17 protein-coding genes and 2 tRNA genes are annotated in these 18,364 nt (G+C 55.5%); 7 read left to right on the top strand and 12 right to left on the bottom strand.

Features of this window, described 5'->3' with window-relative positions:
* The first annotated feature begins 725 nt into the window (after positions 1-725).
* Positions 726-1,181, top strand: a complete 456-nt coding sequence (locus L1047_RS04450; RefSeq protein ID WP_235277626.1) for a type IV pilin protein — start codon at positions 726-728, stop codon at positions 1,179-1,181.
* 83 nt (positions 1,182-1,264) lie between these two features.
* On the top strand, positions 1,265-2,653 hold the full coding sequence (locus tag L1047_RS04455) for an FAD-binding oxidoreductase (RefSeq protein ID WP_235277627.1): 1,389 nt from the start codon (positions 1,265-1,267) through the stop codon (positions 2,651-2,653).
* A 137-nt stretch (positions 2,654-2,790) separates the two neighbouring features.
* Here L1047_RS04455 and L1047_RS04460 read toward each other — a convergent pair whose 3' ends face one another.
* Positions 2,791-3,288, bottom strand: coding sequence for an Hsp20/alpha crystallin family protein (locus L1047_RS04460; RefSeq protein WP_235277628.1), 498 nt, complete (start codon positions 3,286-3,288; stop codon positions 2,791-2,793).
* A gap of 316 nt (positions 3,289-3,604) precedes the next feature.
* Between L1047_RS04460 and L1047_RS04465 the strand changes: the two genes are divergently transcribed.
* Positions 3,605-6,385, top strand: coding sequence for a molybdopterin-dependent oxidoreductase (locus L1047_RS04465; protein ID WP_235277629.1), 2,781 nt, complete (start codon positions 3,605-3,607; stop codon positions 6,383-6,385).
* A gap of 85 nt (positions 6,386-6,470) precedes the next feature.
* The gene (locus L1047_RS04470) at positions 6,471-7,742 is read left to right on the top strand and encodes an amidohydrolase family protein (RefSeq protein WP_235277630.1); all 1,272 of its coding nucleotides are present in this window, start codon (positions 6,471-6,473) and stop codon (positions 7,740-7,742) included.
* A gap of 62 nt (positions 7,743-7,804) precedes the next feature.
* On the opposite strand, the gene L1047_RS04475 is transcribed toward L1047_RS04470, so the two are convergent.
* The 6 genes from L1047_RS04475 to L1047_RS04500 form a co-directional block, all read right to left on the bottom strand.
* Complete coding sequence (locus L1047_RS04475; protein WP_235277632.1) at positions 7,805-8,239, bottom strand: FxLYD domain-containing protein; 435 nt, start codon at positions 8,237-8,239, stop codon at positions 7,805-7,807.
* A gap of 31 nt (positions 8,240-8,270) precedes the next feature.
* On the bottom strand, positions 8,271-8,852 hold the full coding sequence (locus tag L1047_RS04480) for a 5-formyltetrahydrofolate cyclo-ligase (RefSeq protein WP_235277634.1): 582 nt from the start codon (positions 8,850-8,852) through the stop codon (positions 8,271-8,273).
* 116 nt (positions 8,853-8,968) lie between these two features.
* Entirely contained in the window at positions 8,969-9,424 is a 456-nt protein-coding gene (locus L1047_RS04485; RefSeq protein WP_235277636.1) for an FKBP-type peptidyl-prolyl cis-trans isomerase, read from the bottom strand.
* A 79-nt stretch (positions 9,425-9,503) separates the two neighbouring features.
* Complete coding sequence (locus L1047_RS04490; protein WP_235277638.1) at positions 9,504-10,193, bottom strand: hypothetical protein; 690 nt, start codon at positions 10,191-10,193, stop codon at positions 9,504-9,506.
* A 76-nt stretch (positions 10,194-10,269) separates the two neighbouring features.
* Positions 10,270-10,341, bottom strand: a tRNA-Thr gene (locus L1047_RS04495).
* An 8-nt stretch (positions 10,342-10,349) separates the two neighbouring features.
* Positions 10,350-10,435: transfer RNA gene (locus tag L1047_RS04500), tRNA-Tyr, on the bottom strand.
* A 151-nt stretch (positions 10,436-10,586) separates the two neighbouring features.
* Between L1047_RS04500 and lysA the strand changes: the two genes are divergently transcribed.
* From lysA to L1047_RS04515, 3 genes are all read left to right on the top strand, one after another.
* A complete protein-coding gene (gene lysA, locus L1047_RS04505) occupies positions 10,587-11,966 on the top strand; it encodes a diaminopimelate decarboxylase (protein WP_235277640.1) in 1,380 nt (459 codons plus the stop codon).
* 158 nt (positions 11,967-12,124) lie between these two features.
* Positions 12,125-13,045 (top strand): diadenylate cyclase CdaA, encoded by a 921-nt coding sequence (gene cdaA, locus L1047_RS04510; protein WP_235277642.1) that lies wholly within the window; start codon positions 12,125-12,127, stop codon positions 13,043-13,045.
* 5 nt (positions 13,046-13,050) lie between these two features.
* Complete coding sequence (locus L1047_RS04515; RefSeq protein WP_235277644.1) at positions 13,051-13,797, top strand: isoprenyl transferase; 747 nt, start codon at positions 13,051-13,053, stop codon at positions 13,795-13,797.
* A gap of 215 nt (positions 13,798-14,012) precedes the next feature.
* On the opposite strand, the gene L1047_RS04520 is transcribed toward L1047_RS04515, so the two are convergent.
* The 5 genes from L1047_RS04520 to L1047_RS04540 form a co-directional block, all read right to left on the bottom strand.
* Complete coding sequence (locus tag L1047_RS04520; protein WP_235277645.1) at positions 14,013-14,981, bottom strand: tyrosine-type recombinase/integrase; 969 nt, start codon at positions 14,979-14,981, stop codon at positions 14,013-14,015.
* Between the two features lie 282 nt (positions 14,982-15,263).
* Positions 15,264-16,532, bottom strand: coding sequence for a D-alanyl-D-alanine carboxypeptidase (locus L1047_RS04525; RefSeq protein ID WP_235277646.1), 1,269 nt, complete (start codon positions 16,530-16,532; stop codon positions 15,264-15,266).
* A 53-nt stretch (positions 16,533-16,585) separates the two neighbouring features.
* Positions 16,586-16,966 carry a hypothetical protein gene (locus L1047_RS04530; protein ID WP_235277647.1) on the bottom strand — a complete coding sequence of 127 codons (381 nt, stop codon included), beginning with the start codon at positions 16,964-16,966 and terminating at the stop codon, positions 16,586-16,588.
* A gap of 225 nt (positions 16,967-17,191) precedes the next feature.
* Positions 17,192-17,794, bottom strand: coding sequence for a response regulator (locus L1047_RS04535; protein WP_235277648.1), 603 nt, complete (start codon positions 17,792-17,794; stop codon positions 17,192-17,194).
* Between the two features lie 217 nt (positions 17,795-18,011).
* Positions 18,012-18,356, bottom strand: coding sequence for a DUF3007 family protein (locus L1047_RS04540; protein WP_235277649.1), 345 nt, complete (start codon positions 18,354-18,356; stop codon positions 18,012-18,014).
* Positions 18,357-18,364: the final 8 nt, after the last annotated feature.

Genomic DNA, 18,364 nt, shown 5'->3' on the forward strand with positions numbered 1-18,364 from the left:
TATAGTCGCCTGGGGCTTCCCACTTGTTCCCACCCAGTCCTTAACGGTGAGAAAGCCCAAAAGATCACTCAGCAGACAAGGACTCAGACAGGGATCCAGGAAGTGGATCTCAAGGGTGCTGGGAGGGGAATCTGAGTGGAGTTTCCACCTCCATCAAACACCTATGGGGCACTTCTAATTGCCTTGTTACAAGCCAGATTAAGGCTAGAATCCCCGTTCTATCATTGCCATTCTCAATAAGACCTGATCAGGTCTTTAAGACCTGGACTTTTTGATGTGCCCTGTAGTTTTTCCCGATCTTACAGAAGAGAGATTCCAGGGCAGATCAAAATCTCTGTTGGAGAGGAGATTAGCTTGCATGAGCTGTAGTAGATAAAGGACTCCGTCCCGCTCTGCGGAGCTCTGAAAAAAACTGTGGTTTTTTGCTATCCGCATTGCCGCAACCGGGAGTGAAAACGAAAAGTTCTCCATGAACCATCTTGATTTCTTTTTGAATTCAAATCGCTTTGCCCTTCTCACGCACTGACCTCCGAACTTGCCCCTCTGGCAAAATCCATTCTGAGCTGACCCATTTACGCAGTTTGGCTGATAGTTTGAGATTCTTGAGGGGGTACTCTAAGCCGTAGAGGGGATTGAGCAGGTTCTGTCTGGTATTGGGAGCTGATCCAGTCATGGAAAAAACTTTATTTTATGAATTACGCTTCAAGAGAGTGCTCCTCCTGCAAATGGTTGTGAACTCTCGGGGCATGACTTTAATTGAGCTATTGGTGGTGATCGTCATCGTTGGCATCCTCAGTGCCGTAGCCATTCCCAGCCTACTCACCCACATTCGTCGCTCCAAAGTTGCCGAAGCTCAAACGGCTTTGACCGCGATTAGCCGCGGGTCAGAAATTTACCGTATGGATTTTACGGTCTATCCATCTGACTACACCGATATTGAATTCGGTGGCATTCATGGGGATCGCTATTTGCAAGATCCCTGGCAGGCCCCTAATTATCACCCTCCCCAAGTGGTTCCTCCCAATCTCAACCTGACGGGTATTCGTTGGATGACCGAGGCACGTGTTTATGTGGTCAGTACTGGGGATCCCTTGCGCTGTGACATCGGTCTTGGGGATCGCCGCCAAGAAGTTTTGCTCTCGGGCTACGACCTGCGCAACTCCTGCAACACCTACCAATAGGCCAGTTGGTATTAACGAATACCAGTCCGTAGATCCTCATCAGGAAAGAATAGGCCTTGTCTGTTCAAGAGGATCCCGGATTCATGCACGATATCACTGCACTACTGGGCGACCTAGAAGGGATCCCGTACTCAACCAACCTCAGCCAAGTGCGGGCCAAAAGTCGTGATATGACCCTGAGTTTTAGCCCCATCCTCAAACAAGATTTGCAGGGTAAATCGGCGGAAGTGGTCGTCACCCCCCGCAGCCAAGCAGAGGTGATCCGGGTGGTGGCTGCCTGTGCTCGCCATCGGATCCCCCTACTTCCCCGTGGGGCCGGAACCGGCAATTTTGGTCAGGCGATCCCATTGTTTGGCGGGGTCATCCTGGATATGACCGCCCTCAAGCGGGTGTTGTGGGTGAAAGGACGGCGGGTGCGGGCGGAGGCCGGAGCCATTTTGGAATCTTTGGATACCGCGGCCAAAGCAGCGGGAGGAGAGTTGCGCATTCATCCTTCCACCTTACGTACCGCTACCGTTGGTGGGTTTGTGGGGGGCGGCCATGCCGGGATTGGGGCTGTCACCTACGGTATTTTGCGGGATCCCGGCAACATTCTCGGCTTGAAGGTGTTAAGTGTGGAGGAAGAGCCCCAGATCCACGAGATTCGTGGCCGCCAAGTCAACTGGGTTCACCATGCCTACGGTACCAACGGCATCATCCTGGAGGTGGAACTGCCCCTTGCCCCGGCGCAGGAGTGGTTGGAGGTCATTCTCTGCTTTGAAGACTTTATGGATGGGGCACGGTTTGCTGTGGCCTTAGGGCAGGCGGATGGTATTGCCAAAAAGGTGATTTCCCTCTGTGAATGGCCGGTGCCCAGCTATTTCAAACCGTTGGCAGCCTATATTCTCGCCCATCGCACCACAGTATTGACCCTGGTGGCCGCAGAAAATGAAGAGGCACTGCGCTGGCTGGCAGAGGATCACCGTGGGCAGATCACCTACTGCAAAGCGGCTGGCTTGGGAGAGTTTGGCCCCCTCTACGAGTACACCTGGGGTCACACGGGCCTCTATGCGATCAAAGCCGGCATTGCTCTGTCCTATGCGCTGGGGCTTTTCCCACCCCATGACTTAATCGGTTCGATTGAACGGGTTTGGCGGCGTTTTCAAAGCCTGGGGCCCCTTTGCCTAGAAATGAAGCGCATGGATGGCCGGGGGGTGATGGCGCAGGGATCCCCGATCTTTAACTTCGTCAGCAATGAACACATGATCCAGGTAATTCGGGATATGGAGGCGGAGGGGGTACATGTGCGCAACAGCCATACCTACTTGATTGAAGAAAGTGGCTTCAAAACCGTGGATCCCGAAGAGCAAGCTTTTAAGCAGCGCATGGATCCCTACAACCTGCTCAACCCGGGCAAACTGAGCACCGCCAGCCCCAAGGATTCTGCTAGCAAAGCTGGCTTGGAGCTGGAGGTAACCGGCTGGAAGGCGTGACATCTTCCCGACACTATGCCTACAGTAGGCTAAGACTCTAGGACTTGCCGCCAGCGGCAAGCTTGACAGCGCGGGACTGATAGCTCCCCGAACTCCTCAAAAATGAACGACCTTGCGGAGCAAGGTGCGCAGTGCCATCAGGCAGACTGGCCTTCGACCGATAGCGTTTCGGGTTCAGGGGCTTCCCCTGGGGTACCCAGTTGCACCTTGACCACGCGTGCCGTTTCCGCCTTGGGCAGGGTGAGGCTGAGGATGCCATCATTGTAGATAGCAGATACTTTTTCCGGCTGGATACGACGGGCCAGCTTCAGGCTGCGCTGAAAAGGCTTGGCTTCTACCTCTTGGTAACGCAGTTCGGCACCTGCAGGGCCGCTCAGTTTGATCTCGCCGCTGATCAAGAGCTGATGGGGGGCTGCTTCGATATTGAAGCTTTCCCGATCCGCGCCGGGGATCAGCAGATGAATCGTGTAGGCTTCGGCACTTTCCCAAACTTGCAGAGGGGCAGTGGGAACAGTGGCGCTGGGGCGCAAAGCCTCCGGCCCGCTGGCGTGAACGGTGGGCCATTCCAGCAGGCGGTTGAGATCTCGTTGCAGGGATCCCATTTCGAGAATGGGGGTGAAATGAAGGTGTGCCATGGTGGCTCCTAGGGTAGCTGTGGTGAATGGTGATGAGGATCTAGGTGGGGGAGAAAGATGTTGGCCCGCATCCAGATCCAGGAAAAACCTGTTTTGATCGTGGAAAAAAGTCCCTGATGAGTAGGGAGGGCAAACCGATCCGGCGAGGGGAGGATCCCATCACCTACTCAAATGTTCATCGAAAACATTGGCAGCTGAACGGAATGTCGTAGATGTGGAAATGGGATCCGCAAAGATGAATAAAACTGAATAAAACCCAAATTGACCCCGTTAATTCACTCTTCACTCACAGGCTTTTTGCCCCTCCTTCTCCACCATGCACTCCACCCCTGTTTCGATTCACCTTCAAGTTAACGGCCAATCCTATTGCCAATCGATTTTGCCCGGATCCAGCTTGCTCAGTCTGTTGCGGGGGCTGGGATGGATGGGGGTACACCGCGCCTGTGAGTCGGGGGATTGCGGGGCTTGCACTGTGCTGCTGGAGGGGGATCCCATCCACAGTTGCCTCTATCCGGCGGCCCGTTTGAATGGCCAGCGGATCACCACCATCGAAGGGTTGGCCAAGGACGGGGAATGGGATCCGATGCAGGCCCGGTTTTTGGCGGGGCAAGGGTTTCAGTGCGGCTTTTGTACGCCGGGGATGATCCTGAGTGCCCGCAAGCTCTGTGAACAAAGGATCCCGTCTGAGGCGCAGTTGCGGGATCTGTTGCGGGGGAATCTCTGTCGCTGCACCGGTTACCAAGCGATTCTGGAGAGCATTCAAGGGATCCCGGCTGATCTTCCCGAATCCGATTTAGAGAGTGTAGGGCGCAATGTTCCCAAGCAGGATGGCCCCGAGATTGTCTCCGGTCAAGCGGCCTATACGAGCGATTTCACCCCTGCCGGGTTGCTGCATTTACGGGTGCTGCGCTCTCCCCATGCCCATGCCCGCATCCGAGCCATAGACACCACCCAAGCCCAAGCCTTGCCCGGTGTGGTGGCTGTTCTCACCCACAAGGATGTTCCTCGCCAGATCTACAGTACCGCCGGACATGCTGAGCCGGTGCCGGATCCGTTGGATCGCTTTGTGCTGGATGAGAAAGTACGCTTTGTCGGCGATGCGGTGGCGGCAGTGGTGGCCGAATCGGTGGCGATTGCCGAGCAAGCCTGCCAGTTGATCCAGGTGGAGTATGAAATCTTGCCCCATGTGCTGGATCCCCTAGCAGCGATGCAACCGGGATCCCCTTGCATTCACGACGAACCAGAGGCCCGGCAAATTTACGATGCCAGCCGCAACTTAGCTGGTTATGTTTGCTTGCAAACGGGGGATCCCGAACAGGGGTTTGCCGCAGCGGATCTGATCTTGGAGAATACCTATCACCTGCCTGCCGTGCAGCACGCTCATCTAGAGCCCCATGTCAGCACCAGTTGGCTGGAGCCAGTTCACCCAGAAGGGGGGGAATCCTTTGAGCAATTGGTGGTGCGCTCCAGCACCCAGGTTCCTTTTCATTGCCAGCGGGTGCTCTCCGAAATTTGCGGGATCCCCCGCCAGCGGATCCGGGTGATCAAGGGCAAAATTGGTGGTGGCTTCGGCAACAAACAGGAAATTCTCACCGAACCCCTCTGTGCCCTAGCCACCCTAAAGACAGGCCGCCCGGTGCAATGGGAACTCACTCGCCTTGAGGAATTCACCACCACCAATAGCCGCCATGCCATGCAGATCCGCGTCAAAACCGGTGTGAAAGCAGATGGAACGCTAACGGCCCAGGAGATCACCACCTATGGCAATGCCGGAGCCTATGGCAACCACAGCCAAACGGTGGTGTTTCTGGCGGGCTATGTGCCCCTGGGGCTGTACCGCTGCCCCCACAAACGTTTTGAAGGCTTTGCCGTCTATACCAACTCCATGCCGGGGGGGGCCTTTCGAGGTTATGGGGCCACCCAGGGCACCTTCGCCATGGAATCCCAGATGGATGAGATCGCCCACAAGTTGGAATTGAATCCAATCGAGTTGCGCCTAAAAAATGTGATTCGCCCTGGAGATGCTTTGACCTTGGGCTATCGGGATCAGCAGGAGGCTGACCTGAAGGACTCCCACTTCAACCTGATTGGCAGCTATGGGCTTAAGGAGTGCTTTGAGAAAATCCAAACCGCTTTTTCTACACCTCTACCTGCTCGCGAGGGATCCCGTCATTATGGCCGGGGCATTGCCCTTTCCATGCAGGGGAGTGGCCTTTCCAAGATTCACATCGCTGGCATTAAGCTGAGTTTGCAGCCGACGGGCCGGATCCTGATGCTTAGCGGCGCTGTGGATGTAGGCACCGGATCCGATACCACCCTGCGCCAAATTGCTGCCCAAGTGTTGGGGATCCCGTTGACTCAGATCGATCTGATCGCCGCTGATACCGGGCAAACCCCTTTTGATGCCGGATCCTATGCCTCTGCTACTCTGTTCATTTCCGGCCAAGCCAGTCAACGGGCCGCCCAAGTCCTGCGGGATAAGCTGATCCAGGCTGCTGCCCAAAGGTTACAGACGGATCCTGGCCAAGTGAGCTTTGCTGAGGGGATTTTTTCCACCCCCCAGGGATCCCTGACCCTGCAGGAGTTGGCCCAAGGCACACCGGCTCCGATTGAAGTAGAACTGCACCATGCTGCCGATGAATCTTCCCTCACTTTTGCAGTAGCAGGGGTAGAAGTGGCGGTGGATAGGGAAACTGGGCAGATTGAGCTGCTCAAAACTGTGCAGGCCATTGACCTGGGTACGGCGATTAACCCGCGCATCTGTCATGGGCAAGTCACGGGTGGTACTGCCATGGGCATCGGCTACGCCCTTTCTGAAGCCTTGATTCAAGACGAACAGGGCCAGATCCTCAACCCTGGCTTTCGCTACTACCGCATCCCCACTGCCAAGGATGTGCCCCCGATGGAAGTTCACCTGATTCAACAGGCGGATCCCTATGGCCCTTTTGGCGCCAAAGGAGTGGGGGAAATCACCACCAACTGCACCGCCCCGGCCATCGCCAACGCCGTCTTTCAGGCCACGGGGATCCGTTTTCGCCAACTGCCCCTTACCCCGGAACGGGTTTGGTCTGCGCTGGGAGAACAGGACAAGCCCTGAGAGGGATCCTATGATGCTGTGGAGAGTGGTCTGGGGAGGGATCTCGATCGTGTGCTCCTTGACAGTGTGCTCCGTAGGAGGATTTATGGATCTGATTTTGCGCCGGGCCAATTTGCCGGATGGCCGCAAGGGGTTGGATATTGCCATTGAAGCAGGCCGGATCGTTGCCCTGGAAGCGAACCTACAAGCTACCGCCCCACAGGAGATCGATGTCAGCGGTCGGTTGGTATCGCCCCCGTTTGTGGATGCCCACTTCCATATGGATGCCACCCTCAGCTACGGGATCCCACGGGTAAACCAATCGGGCACCCTGCTAGAAGGGATCGCCCTCTGGGGAGAGTTAAAACCGCTGCTCACTCCAGAGGCGGTGATGGAAAGAGCCTTGGTCTATTGCGACTGGGCGGTGGCACGGGGCATTCTGGCAATTCGCACCCATGTGGATGTGTGTGATCCCAGCCTATTGGCGGTGCGGGCTCTATTGGAGGTCAAACACAAAGTTGCCCCTTACCTGGATTTGCAGTTGGTGGCTTTTCCGCAGGATGGTTACTATCGCTCGCCGGGCGCTGTGGATCTGCTGGAGAAAGCCCTCGACTTAGGGGTGGATGTGGTGGGCGGGATCCCCCATTTTGAGCGGACGATGGCGGATGGGTCGGCTTCGGTGCGCGCCTTATGTGAGATCGCTGCTGAGCGGGGCCTGCGGGTGGATCTGCACTGTGATGAGACGGATGATCCGCTATCGCGCCATGTGGAAACCTTGGCCTACGAAACCCAGCGGCTGGGCTTGCAGGGACGGGTGGCCGGATCCCATCTCACCTCTATGCACTCGATGGACAACTACTACGTCAGCAAGTTGATCCCGCTCATGGCGGAGGCGGAGCTGGGGGTGATCTCCAACCCGCTGATCAACATGGTGATCCAAGGTCGCCACGATACCTACCCGAAGCGGCGGGGCCTCACGCGGGTGCCGGAACTGATGACGGCAGGGCTAACGGTGGCCTTTGGCCATGATTGTGTGATGGATCCCTGGTATCCCCTTGGGAGCGGCAACATGCTGGAAGTGGCCCACATGGGGATCCATGCCGCCCAACTCACTGGCTATGAGCAGATGCGCCAATGCTTTTTGGCCATCACTGAAAATCCTGCTCGCATTCTCGGTCTGGAGGGGTATGGTTTAGAACCGGGCTGTCATGCGGACTTCGTAGTGCTGCAGGCAGCGGATCCCGTGGAAGCCCTTCGCCTCAAACCGGCCTGTTTGTACGTGTTCCGGCGCGGCCAACTGATTGCCCAAACCCCGCCCGTAGTCAGTCAGCTCAATTTGCCCGGTCGCCCTACCGAAGTGGACTTCACCCGCCGCTAGGGATCCCCGCCAGGATAACCCTGCCATATCTACAGTGCTCCAGCAGAACCTAACCCAAAGACTCAACGTCGTACTGTACCACTAAAGCCACTGGCTTTGAATTGCTCCATCGTCAAGGGCAGCGGGTTGGTCACCGGCACCGAAATCCGAATCGAGAAGGGGGTTTCGCCGGGAGGCACTTCTTCGATGGCTCCCAAACGGGTACGTTCGGGCATGACATCGTTGCCGTTGGCATCGTAAAGACGACCGAAGACATCGGCATTAACCAAGGTATTTTTGGAACGGTTCACCACCGTGCCTTCGATGAATAAACACTTGGCCGCCATCGGGTTGGCGGTGCTGGTGACCATATTCGAATATTCGGCGGTATCAGGGCAGGGGGTAATGTGGAGATTCTTCAGTTGCAGAGAAGTCGCCCCAAAACCCATCAGCAAAAAGGCTAGTACAGTACAGCAGCCGAGCATTACCTGTTTGGCCCGGTTCCAAAATTGGCTCATCGTTTTTCCTTGAATGCCCACCCTCCCTAGTCTAGGGGATCCCTGTCCAGTAAAATCCGTTCTCGGTTTGGATCCCGTCTAGGCGTTGATCCCAGTCATCTTGGGGCAAGGGATCCCCCAGCAGACAGGCTTGCGGCACAATGCCCCACTTCGGGGTGAGCCGGTTCTGCAAAAAGCGGTCGTAATAGCCCCCACCGTAACCCAACCGCCCTCCCAACAGGTCACAGGCGAGCGCCGGCACAAGAATCAGATCGGCAGCATCAGGATCGAGCACTTCACTGCTAGGGGCAGGTTCGGGTAGACCAAAGTGATTACGAACTAGCGCTTCGGGTCTGTAGCGGTGCCACTGCATCTGCCGCTGCGGCAAACATCGGGGGATCCCCCAGTGCTTCTCCGGTAACGCTTCAAAGAGGGATCCCAAATTCACCTCCGAGCCAAAAGCCACATAAGCGAGGATTGTTTTCGCGGCCAGAAGGCGCGGGTTATGGGCTAAATGAGCACAAATTTGCTCGCTAAGCAGGATCCTATCTAGCCCGTGACGAACTTGGCGAAAGTGCTGTCTGAGCTGGGTTTTCTCCAAAACCGGATGCTCGATTGGAAGCTTGGATTGCACGGCCAAAGAAGGGATCCCTGCCCAGTCCCGCTAGCTCTATCTAGCTATTTCTATCTATTGATCCTAGCTGATGATCTACTTGATCGATTTGATCGATCTACTGGGAGCTACCCAGTCTACTGAATGCCCAGGAGTTCCACTTCAAAATCGAGGGTGGCATTGGGTGGGATCACCCCACCAGCCCCACGGCTGCCATAGGCCAACTCGGGCGGAATACGCAACTGACGTTTGCCCCCCACCTGCATGGTGGCCAGACCTTCTTCCCAACCGGGGATCACTTGGCCCACTCCATAGGTGAAGGCGAAGGGCTGATTGCGTTGGTAGGAGCTATCGAACACCGTGCCATCCTGTAGTTTGCCCACGTAGTTCACCACCACGGTTTGTCCCGGCTCAGGGGAAGGCCCACTGCCTTGGGTGATGTCGTAGTATTGCAACCCCGAATCGGTTGTGATGAAATCGCTCGACTGCACGTTCACAACTGGATTATCCTGGGCCCGCGAAAAGGCCATAACCGGGTTGCCCCATCCCAACAACAGCAGCAAGCCCAACACCAATACCAGCATCCGTTTCATAAAACAGCACCCCAAAGCCCCAGTGATTTTCCAGTTGTATGGGTATCTCCATAGGATCCTAAGGGATCCCGTCGGCCCATTAACCCTTCATCTCAGCAAATTCGATGATCTGTCCCTGTTCATCCCGCACCCAAAACACAAATGGCTTCTCGGAACGAACGCTGTTGCGGATCCCTTGCTTGTTGATCCGCTTCAAGAGAGCTTTCAATGATTCCCGCTCATGGCTAGTGTGACGATAGCGCACTCCGCCGCCTGTAGCAGTAGAGGAAGAACCAGAGTATCCCTTGCCGTAGGAGCTGCTTCCATAAGCACCATAGGCAGTAGCAGAAGCCGCAGGCGTAGAGGTAGAGGTCTCCGTAACCCCCGGGATCACATGCAATTGTGCATTGTCGGAGAGTTGATACCAAAGGCCAGGCATATCCACCTGGGGAGGAGTGGTCGTCGGGCGAGACCTGGAATCGAAGCGAGGGCTAAGACCAATATCCCCTGGAAAATAGACAGATCCCAGACTGGAACTCACCATGCTCTGCTCGTAGCCATAATAGTATTGCAGCGGCAGTTCTGCCTCCGGCAACTTCAGCACCTTCTCGTAAAAGCCCCTGGCCTGCTCCAGATCCGGCACGATGATCGTGTGTACCCGGGGTGCTCCACTTAAAAAAGTCCACATCGCCCCGCCGTAAGCCGAGAGCAACAAAAACATCAATCCCTTAGTGGAGAGCAAGATCTCCAGCGGGATCAAGGGCAACATCATTCCGGGCGGGGTCAGCATCAGCACGCATCCATCCACAGGGCTTCTTTAATCCAGTATAGGATCCCAGCTCCTTCAGCCTGTATTTAAGCTTGTAAGCCCACGACGAGGATTGAACTCGTGACCTCCCCCTTACCAAGGGGGTGCTCTACCACTGAGCCACGTGGGCAACTGGAATGGTGGGCCGAGTTGGATTTGAACCAACGTAGGCGTAAGCCAGCGGATTTACAGTCCGCCCCCTTTAACCCCTCGGGCATCGACCCATTCATGCAGGCTTCCCATGTTAGCAGAAAGTGTTGGAACTGATCGAGAGCTGATTGGGTAAAACCCCTCTTTTTTCAAGTCTGGTCATCCCCCCAGAGAAACTGGCCAGAGAAACTTGATATGGTGAAAGGCAGTCTTCGTTTCCCTCCTATGGTTTCTACCCTCGACAGCTCCACCCAAACGGCCCCATTGGTCTCTCCCAATCAGTCTTTAGGCCCCTTGACTAGCCGTACCAACAATCAGGGACATCTGGAAATCGGGGGGTGTGATGTGGTGGAGTTGGTGCAACAGTTCGGATCCCCTCTGTATATTTTGGACGAATGGACGCTGCGGCGGGCCTGTCAGCTTTACCGAGATACCCTGGCCCAGTGCTATAGGGGCGGATCCCAGGTTTTGTATGCCACGAAAGCCTGGAATTGTTTGGCGATTTGTGCGTTGGCTTTGCAGGAAGGGCTAGGGTTGGATGTAGCCTCTGGTGGGGAGATGTACACAGCCCTGCAAGCGGGATCCAAGGGGGAAGATCTCTACTTGCATGGCAATGCCAAGTCGGTGGATGAACTGAAAATGGCCCTTGAGGTGGGCTGCACCTTGGTTGCGGATAGTTTGTTTGAGCTGGAGCAACTAGCAGCCCTGGCTACTCCAGACCAGCCGGCTCGGTTGCTACTGCGGATCAACCCAGGCATCGACGTGCATACCCACGAATATATCCGCACCGGACAAACCGACAGCAAGTTTGGCATTGGGCAGTTTCAACTGCCCCAGGTATTCGAGTTCTTAGGCCAGCATCCCCAGTTACGTTGTGTCGGGCTCCACGCCCATATCGGATCCCAAATTTTTGATCTGCAGGGTCATCGGGATCTAGTGGGGGTATTGGCCCAAATCTGGCGGCAAGGGCTGAACAAAGGGTTGCCGTTACAAGAACTGAATGTGGGTGGAGGCCTCGGGATCCGCTATGTGGAGTCGGATGATCCCCCCTCGATTCCTGCCTGGGTGGAAACTGTGGCTACTGCCGTTCAACAGGGGTTTGGATTGGCCGGGATCCCTCTGCCCAAGTTGCTCTGTGAGCCGGGGCGTTCTCTGATTGGGCCAGCTGCTGTTACCGCCTACACTTTAGGCGGCCAAAAAGGGATCCCGGCCAGCGATGACCTACCGGAAGGACGCACCTACATCACCATCGACGGCGGTATGTCCGACAACCCGCGCCCCATTACCTATCAAGCCCGCTACACGGCGCTACTGGCCAATCGACCGGAAGCTGAGCCTACCCAACCTGTAACCGTGGCGGGTAAGCATTGCGAATCAGGGGATTTGCTGTTGAAGGATATTCTGTTACCCCATCCGGTGGCAGGAGAGGTATTAGTGGTGTTGGCGACAGGGGCCTACAACTACAGCATGGCCTCCAATTACAACCGCTTTCCTCGCGCGGCGGCAGTATTGGTGCATGAAGGACAGGCGCAACTGATTCTGCAACGGGAAACGTATGCAGATCTCATCCGTCAAGACCTTCTGCCGGAGCGGTTGCTGCGCTGAAGGGAAAGGAGGGCCGCAATTGAGCGTCTAAGGGCCGAGGGGGCGTGAGTCTGGTGGGGGTGAGTGGTAGGCTGGTCAGGGGGCCGCAGGTCTGAAGGTTCTGGGATGGGGCAGGCAGAGGTTCCGCAATGAGAGGAGCGTGAACGGGGTTTTTCGCCATGCTGGCGGCCATATGGGCTTGGCTACAGCAATTTAACTTTCTCAGCCTCTTAGACTGGGCCCTAGCAGTCTTGTTGTTGGCGCTGGCTCTCTATTACACCCGTGAAAGCCGTGCTGGGGTGCTGGTACGGGGATTTATCCTGTTGTTGGTGTTATTTCTGGTCACCACCTCTCTGCCGCTGGTCAATCTGATCTTGGATCGGTTGTTAGTTGGCACAGCTGTGGCGATGGGAGTGCTGTTTCAACCGGAGTTCCGGCGGCTTTTGGAGCAGTTGGCCAAGGCGATCCGCATTGAGTGGCCAGGCAACGCGGGAGACTATGAGGACGAACCCGAGGAGGACTTGCTGGAGGAAGTGGTGCAGGCGGTGCGGGAACTCTCTCAAAACCGGACGGGAGCATTGATTGTGATTGAGCCGGATCAACCGATTGATTCCCGGGTATTTATCGACAAAGGGGTGCTACTCCAGGCGCGGGTATCGCGGGAGATTTTGCAGACCATTTTTCAAACCACAACCTCGCTCCACGATGGGGCAGTGGTCATCTATCAGAATCGGATCCGAATGGCGGGGGTGATCCTACCCGTGTCGGAGCGGGTGGCCTCCCGGCAGTTGGGAACACGGCACCGTGCAGCGATGGGGATCACAGAGCAAACCAATTGCTTGTGTATTGTGGTCTCAGAGGAGACAGGATCCATCTCTCTAGCAGAAGGAGGACGTCTAGAACGCCCCCTGGCCAGTACCAAATTGCAGGAGCTGCTGGCAAAACGATTGCGGGGTAGCCGCGATACCAAACGGGAGTTACCGTTGCAAGGATTGTGGGCACATCCCTGGTTTCACAATGGACTAAAACGCTGGCGGGGATCCCTACGGGATCTGGTCAAGTTGCCTCGCAAACCCGAAAAAACCCTTCCCAAAGAATAATCCGCATGACCCTTTCATCTGCCCATCTTCTACAGTTGCCCGCCGATCTGGATCGCCAGTTGCTGCCTCACCATGTGGCGGTGGTCATGGATGGTAATGGGCGTTGGGCACAAAAGCGAGGATTACCCCGCAGCATCGGTCATCAGCGAGGGGTGTCGGCCCTGAAGGAGTTGCTGCGCTGCTGCGATGATTGGGGGATCCCTGCTTTAACGGCTTACGCTTTTTCCACCGAAAACTGGGGCCGTGCCCATGAAGAGGTGGATTTTCTCATGACCTTGTTCGAGCAGGTGCTTTGGCGAGAATTACAGGAAATGGTGCAGCAGGGGGTGCGTATTCAGTTTGCCGGACAGTTGTCGGCATTACCCACGTCCTTGCAAGACACCATTTTGCACGCCGTGGAGAGCACTCGCCACAATAAGGGCATTTGTCTGACGGTGGCCCTCAACTACGGCGGTAGACAGGAGATCCTCCAAGCCTGCCGTTCTATTGCCACGTTGGTTCAGCAAGGGCTGTTGCAACCGGATCAGATCGATGAAGCTCTGTTTTCCCAATTTCTTTACACCACTGGCCTTTCGGATCCTGATCTGTTGATTCGCACCAGCGGTGAAATGCGCATTAGCAACTTCCTGCTCTGGCAGATGGCCTACACCGAGCAGTACTTTACCCCAATCCTCTGGCCCGATTTTGACCGCGCTGCCTTTCACGATGCCTTGCTCAGCTATCAGTCTCGGCAGCGGCGGTTTGGTAAATAGATCCCAGGGAATCCCCCACCCCAAACTTAGCCCAAGGCATTGAAAGGCATTGATCGTTTTTTGCCGAATCAAACTGGCTTCTAATCCTTGGTGCAAGGTGGAACGGTGGGGCCAAGAAAGACAATAGGGATCCGAACTGCAACAACGCTTGCCCTCCGGACAACTGGAGCAGATCCCTGCCGAGCGGGGGTTGAAGAGGCGAGGGATCCCTATCCCTAAACCAATCCTTGATCCAACACTTCGCGGGAACGGGCGATGGCCGCCCGCAGGTTGGCCCTCTGGGTGTAGCGCATGGTCATAGCCGCCGTGGTATGGCCGAGTAGGTGCTGAATGTGTTCTGGGGCTACACCGCGATCCAAAAGCAAGGTGGCAAAGCTGTGGCGAAATTGGTGGGGGGTTTGCTGGCCTGGTTCGGGTTCTGTAAGCTTTAGAACAATGTGGCGCAGGCCATCGTAGGTGAGGGGTTTGCCCTGGTAGGCCAAGCAGCGAGATTGAGAAATAAACAAGGGATCCGTTGGCGCATACAGGCCCCGTTCCAGGTTCAGGTAGTTTTGCAATAGTTCAGACAGGGGATCCCCTACTGCCACGGCCCGGGGTTTACTGCCTTTCCCGCATCGCACCTCCAACAGGGATCCCTCGGGGCTAATCTGAAAGTCTTGGATGGTCAGATCCAGCAGTTCCTGGGCTCGCAATCCGCACTCTAGCATCAGGCGGATCAAGGCTGCATAACGCAGCGAATGGCCTTGGGCACGTTCTAACACCCGTTGCAGCAGCAATCGATCCAAATCTCGGGGTAGGCGGGTAGGTAGGCGAGCCGCGCGAATGGCCTGGGTGGGCGGAGGATTCTGGAAATAGCCGCGTCCGTTGGCCCATTCGAAAAACTGTTGCAACGCCAGCCGCTTCAGGTTGTAGGTAGCAGGAGAAGCAGGCGGGTGGATCCACTGTCCGGAACGGCTCTGAAACGGGCGGCCCTTCAACCCATTCAAAAAGGTCTGGACATGTACAGGCTGAATCTGCGCCAAAGGGACGGGGCAGATTTTGGCAAATTGTTCCAGAGCAATGCGGTAGGTGCGGCGACTAGCTTGGGCCAAATCTCGCTCTCGCTCCTGCAAAAACTGGGCCACCAACTGGCTGAGGCTGGGGTGCAGGGGCTGATCTGGAGCTGATGTTGGATCCTTCATCATGAAACCTCCGAGATACCCCATCTTGCCTAGTTCAAGGGCCTGTGTGAAGTCGGAAAAGGCTGTATTCTCATCCATTCAGGAAAGTATAAAGTATACCTCTTGTCCTAACCATGCCTTTGGCTTGTTCAGGGAAAAGTCTGACAGGGCAAGGATCTCATAGCCTCGCCTTCCCATCAGGGTGTCCATGTGGCTACGCAACGCTAGCGCGACAGCAACCCTTTGGGTAATGTGTTTACTCCACTCTGTTTCGGGCGCTTCGGGCACGATCCCGGGAGAGCCCACCTATTCCCCTATCCATTCTGTTTGTGACTGAGTTGCCACTTGTTTAGGGATCCACCGCGCAGGTAAAGCACTTGGGGATCCCTGTTGATCCTGAAGCTGGCTTAAAAATTGGCCCTGCTGTGTGCGAAAACCCACCAAATCGGTGCCCCCATTCATCAAGGCAAACCAAATGTCCCCCTGTTCGGTCGGCAACACACCGGCCAGTGTACTCACCGCATTCAATGTCCCGGATTTGGCAATTAAAATTGCAGGCAAAAGTCGCCGCTCTAGTACCCCTACATCCTGCCCCACGATCGCAAAGACATCGGCCAAAGATAAATGTTTCTCTTGCAACAAAGATTGGATGGCCCGAAACAAAGCTACATTTCCATGTGGAGAAATACGGTTCTCAACCCCTAACCCCGAGCCATTGATCAGTTGCAACTCTTCAGCCGGGATCCCTGTCAACGACCGACTTATTTGTGCTACCCGTTCTGCACCCCCCACTGCATCCGCCAGCATATCCGCCATCAAGTTATTGCTGTAGAGGTTCATCAGCTTGAGCACATGGAGTAGCGGCGCAGATTCATGCCTGACCAGTGCTTGCCATCCGCTTGGGATCCCGTCTACGAACCGAACCGAACCCAAAATATCTACCTCAGGTCTGGGGGTGCCGGGCGGTAAAGTTTGAAATTGAGCCTCTGCCTCTGCCGACCAACGCTGCCCATTCAATCCCTGCCGCAACAAGGCTCCAGAACGTTCCGCTTGCGGGAAAAAGTTCATGTAAAATCGCCCAGCAATCACTAGATCCCCTGTGACCTGACCGATCCCTTGGGCATTGAGCACATTTCCAACTGCAATCGCTTCTTCCCACACAAACAGGGGATCCTCACCCCCCAGCACCCACAAATCCCCCTGCAACACGCCATTCTCCACAGAGCCAGAGGTGCCAAAAAGAGTGACAAAACGATGTTCCGGGCCCAGTTGATACAAACTGGCCAGTGTCGTCGCCACCTTGGTTAAGGAAGCCGCCGGTAAGGGGATAGATCCTTGATGTTGAGCCAATACCTGGTCGCCTGTCTGTAGCCAAACCCCCTGCGCCGTTTGGGGAAACCCTCGCTGAGCCAACTGAGCTAGGTAGCGCTCCACCTGAGGTTGCAGGGCTCCCGGCGCAGCCGCATGAGAGGCAGGCAAACTCCAAAACAGACCCAAAAGGATCCCAGCCGCGCATAGTCCTACCCACACCGAAATAAGCCGCCTGTTGAGCCAGCCCCACCTATGCCGATTCACCGGAGTAGCCTCAAAAAATTGTGTCTTACCAGACCTAGGCCAGGGATCCCTGACTAACTCGTCAATTCCCAGCCGCTATCTTCCAAAGGTTCCACTTCGATGGTTCCTGGCGGTGTTTGCCGGTAAAAATGTCCATCCGCCACAAACAGGGGCTCTCCACAATCTGGGCAAAGAAAACGAGTACCTTCCACCGCTTGAGACTCTGACCCGCACACCGGGCAGTGATCCGTTGTAATCCAGCGACGTGCCCACCAACGAAAAGCCAGCAGAACCAAAATGGGCAAAGACAACAACAACAGTAGCAAAGCCACCAAGCCAGTCACCAACCAACCCAAGCCTAAGCTAGTTAACAAAGCCGCTCCCGCCAGGGATCCCAGCCAGAACCCCCAACCGTTCAGGGAGATGGAATAGGTCTTGGGCTGATCAAACCGCATCTTGACTTCCCTTCCTCAGAATCTACGCACACCCATGCTGCCAGGATATTTCAAGTCTTTCCCTGAGTATGTTAGCCCAGCCTCACCCAGAAACAATCCGATACACCATTACCATCTGTAGGCTAGCTTATCCCCCACTCGCCAGGGATCCGGTTTACCGCACCCATGCTGCACACCCTATCCACTGAAAGTCCATTACATCAAAACCTATTAAAAGTATCCACCTCAATTGACGGGCCGACCCCGGTACATCAGACGATATTTCACTTGAGGAGCAGAAGATTTGGCCTCTGTGGGTTCTTCCGACTTTACCGATTGCGGTGGAGCAGTGGGTGTTTGAATAGCCGTCTGCGGGGGTGCAGTAGGAGAAGGTACAGGATTCGGCTCCCCAGGCATCAACCCCGCTTGTTCTAGTACCGTGTAGAGAGCATCCGTATCGATGGGCAAAGACCACTTCGCTGCTTTATATATGCGATCCAGCGAATCGAGAATGTCGCTTGCTGCCGCCAAACCCGGAATGACTTCTGCCGCCCCTTGATAAATTGCCCACCGTCGTTCTGCTGGCTCAATGTGGCGACGAGCATGGTGGGTCAAAATGACAGGGGTATCGGGCAACTGGCTGTGGCAATCCCGGCAAAAAGCATAAGGGTTAAATAACCCCGTCGTCATATCCACCACCATCAGATCCAAAGGCTGAACCTTGGCCACCTCCAACAGATTCATGTGCGGGGAAGTCAGCAGTACTGAGTGCCGTTGAGACTCCAGCACCAACTTCCACAGTTGCACCTGTAGAGACTGACCCTGAGCCACCAGAATGGTTTTGGTCACGGTAGATGAAGATAGGTGTGTAGGAGAGGGAGCAAAGGTCTGTACCACTTGATATCCTGTTATACATCACAACCCTATGTAGCCGGTAAATTACCACCTCCGAAGACAGAAAATAGTGATTGGCTATACCAGTGTTGGGCTGTAGACTCGTTCCTGGCGAACCCTCTGTCTAGGATTTCAACATCAACTGCAAACCAGTTTCAAGTCTATCTCCCAGCTAAGCCTGTTCTTGCTCAGGAGATCCTACCGCCGGGCTCCCTTCTTTTTCCAATTTTTCCAATTCTGCCTGCAAAGTCTGCCATTCCTCGGGCGAGAGGGCTTCTAGGCGTTCCTGCATCTGCTGAACTTCAAAACTAGCTCGCTGTGCTTTCAAGGCCATTTCCCCCCGCAGCACCCGCCCTAGGTAGCCAAAAGTCCAACCTAGGCAAGCCAACAGAAACACCACGCTCGACACTTTTTGCGCCGAACCCGTATCTAGGCCTGCCCAGAGCAACGCCCCGTAGAGGAGCCCTCCTCCCAGAAGCACGGCTAAACCCAGGTTGAGAACGTCGAGTCTGCGCATGGCTGAGA

Source organism: Synechococcus sp. Nb3U1, assembly GCF_021533835.1.
GTDB lineage: Bacteria > Cyanobacteriota > Cyanobacteriia > Thermostichales > Thermostichaceae > Thermostichus.

Coding starts and splice junctions, on each gene's coding strand:
- L1047_RS04450 (WP_235277626.1), top strand. CDS start 726: ATGGTTGTGAACTCTCGGGGCATGACTTTAATTGAGCTATTGGTGGTG.
- L1047_RS04455 (WP_235277627.1), top strand. CDS start 1,265: ATGCACGATATCACTGCACTACTGGGCGACCTAGAAGGGATCCCGTAC.
- L1047_RS04460 (WP_235277628.1), bottom strand. CDS start 3,288: ATGGCACACCTTCATTTCACCCCCATTCTCGAAATGGGATCCCTGCAA.
- L1047_RS04465 (WP_235277629.1), top strand. CDS start 3,605: ATGCACTCCACCCCTGTTTCGATTCACCTTCAAGTTAACGGCCAATCC.
- L1047_RS04470 (WP_235277630.1), top strand. CDS start 6,471: ATGGATCTGATTTTGCGCCGGGCCAATTTGCCGGATGGCCGCAAGGGG.
- L1047_RS04475 (WP_235277632.1), bottom strand. CDS start 8,239: ATGAGCCAATTTTGGAACCGGGCCAAACAGGTAATGCTCGGCTGCTGT.
- L1047_RS04485 (WP_235277636.1), bottom strand. CDS start 9,424: ATGAAACGGATGCTGGTATTGGTGTTGGGCTTGCTGCTGTTGTTGGGA.
- L1047_RS04490 (WP_235277638.1), bottom strand. CDS start 10,193: ATGCTGACCCCGCCCGGAATGATGTTGCCCTTGATCCCGCTGGAGATC.
- lysA (WP_235277640.1), top strand. CDS start 10,587: ATGGTTTCTACCCTCGACAGCTCCACCCAAACGGCCCCATTGGTCTCT.
- cdaA (WP_235277642.1), top strand. CDS start 12,125: ATGCTGGCGGCCATATGGGCTTGGCTACAGCAATTTAACTTTCTCAGC.
- L1047_RS04515 (WP_235277644.1), top strand. CDS start 13,051: ATGACCCTTTCATCTGCCCATCTTCTACAGTTGCCCGCCGATCTGGAT.
- L1047_RS04520 (WP_235277645.1), bottom strand. CDS start 14,981: ATGATGAAGGATCCAACATCAGCTCCAGATCAGCCCCTGCACCCCAGC.
- L1047_RS04530 (WP_235277647.1), bottom strand. CDS start 16,966: ATGCGGTTTGATCAGCCCAAGACCTATTCCATCTCCCTGAACGGTTGG.
- L1047_RS04540 (WP_235277649.1), bottom strand. CDS start 18,356: ATGCGCAGACTCGACGTTCTCAACCTGGGTTTAGCCGTGCTTCTGGGA.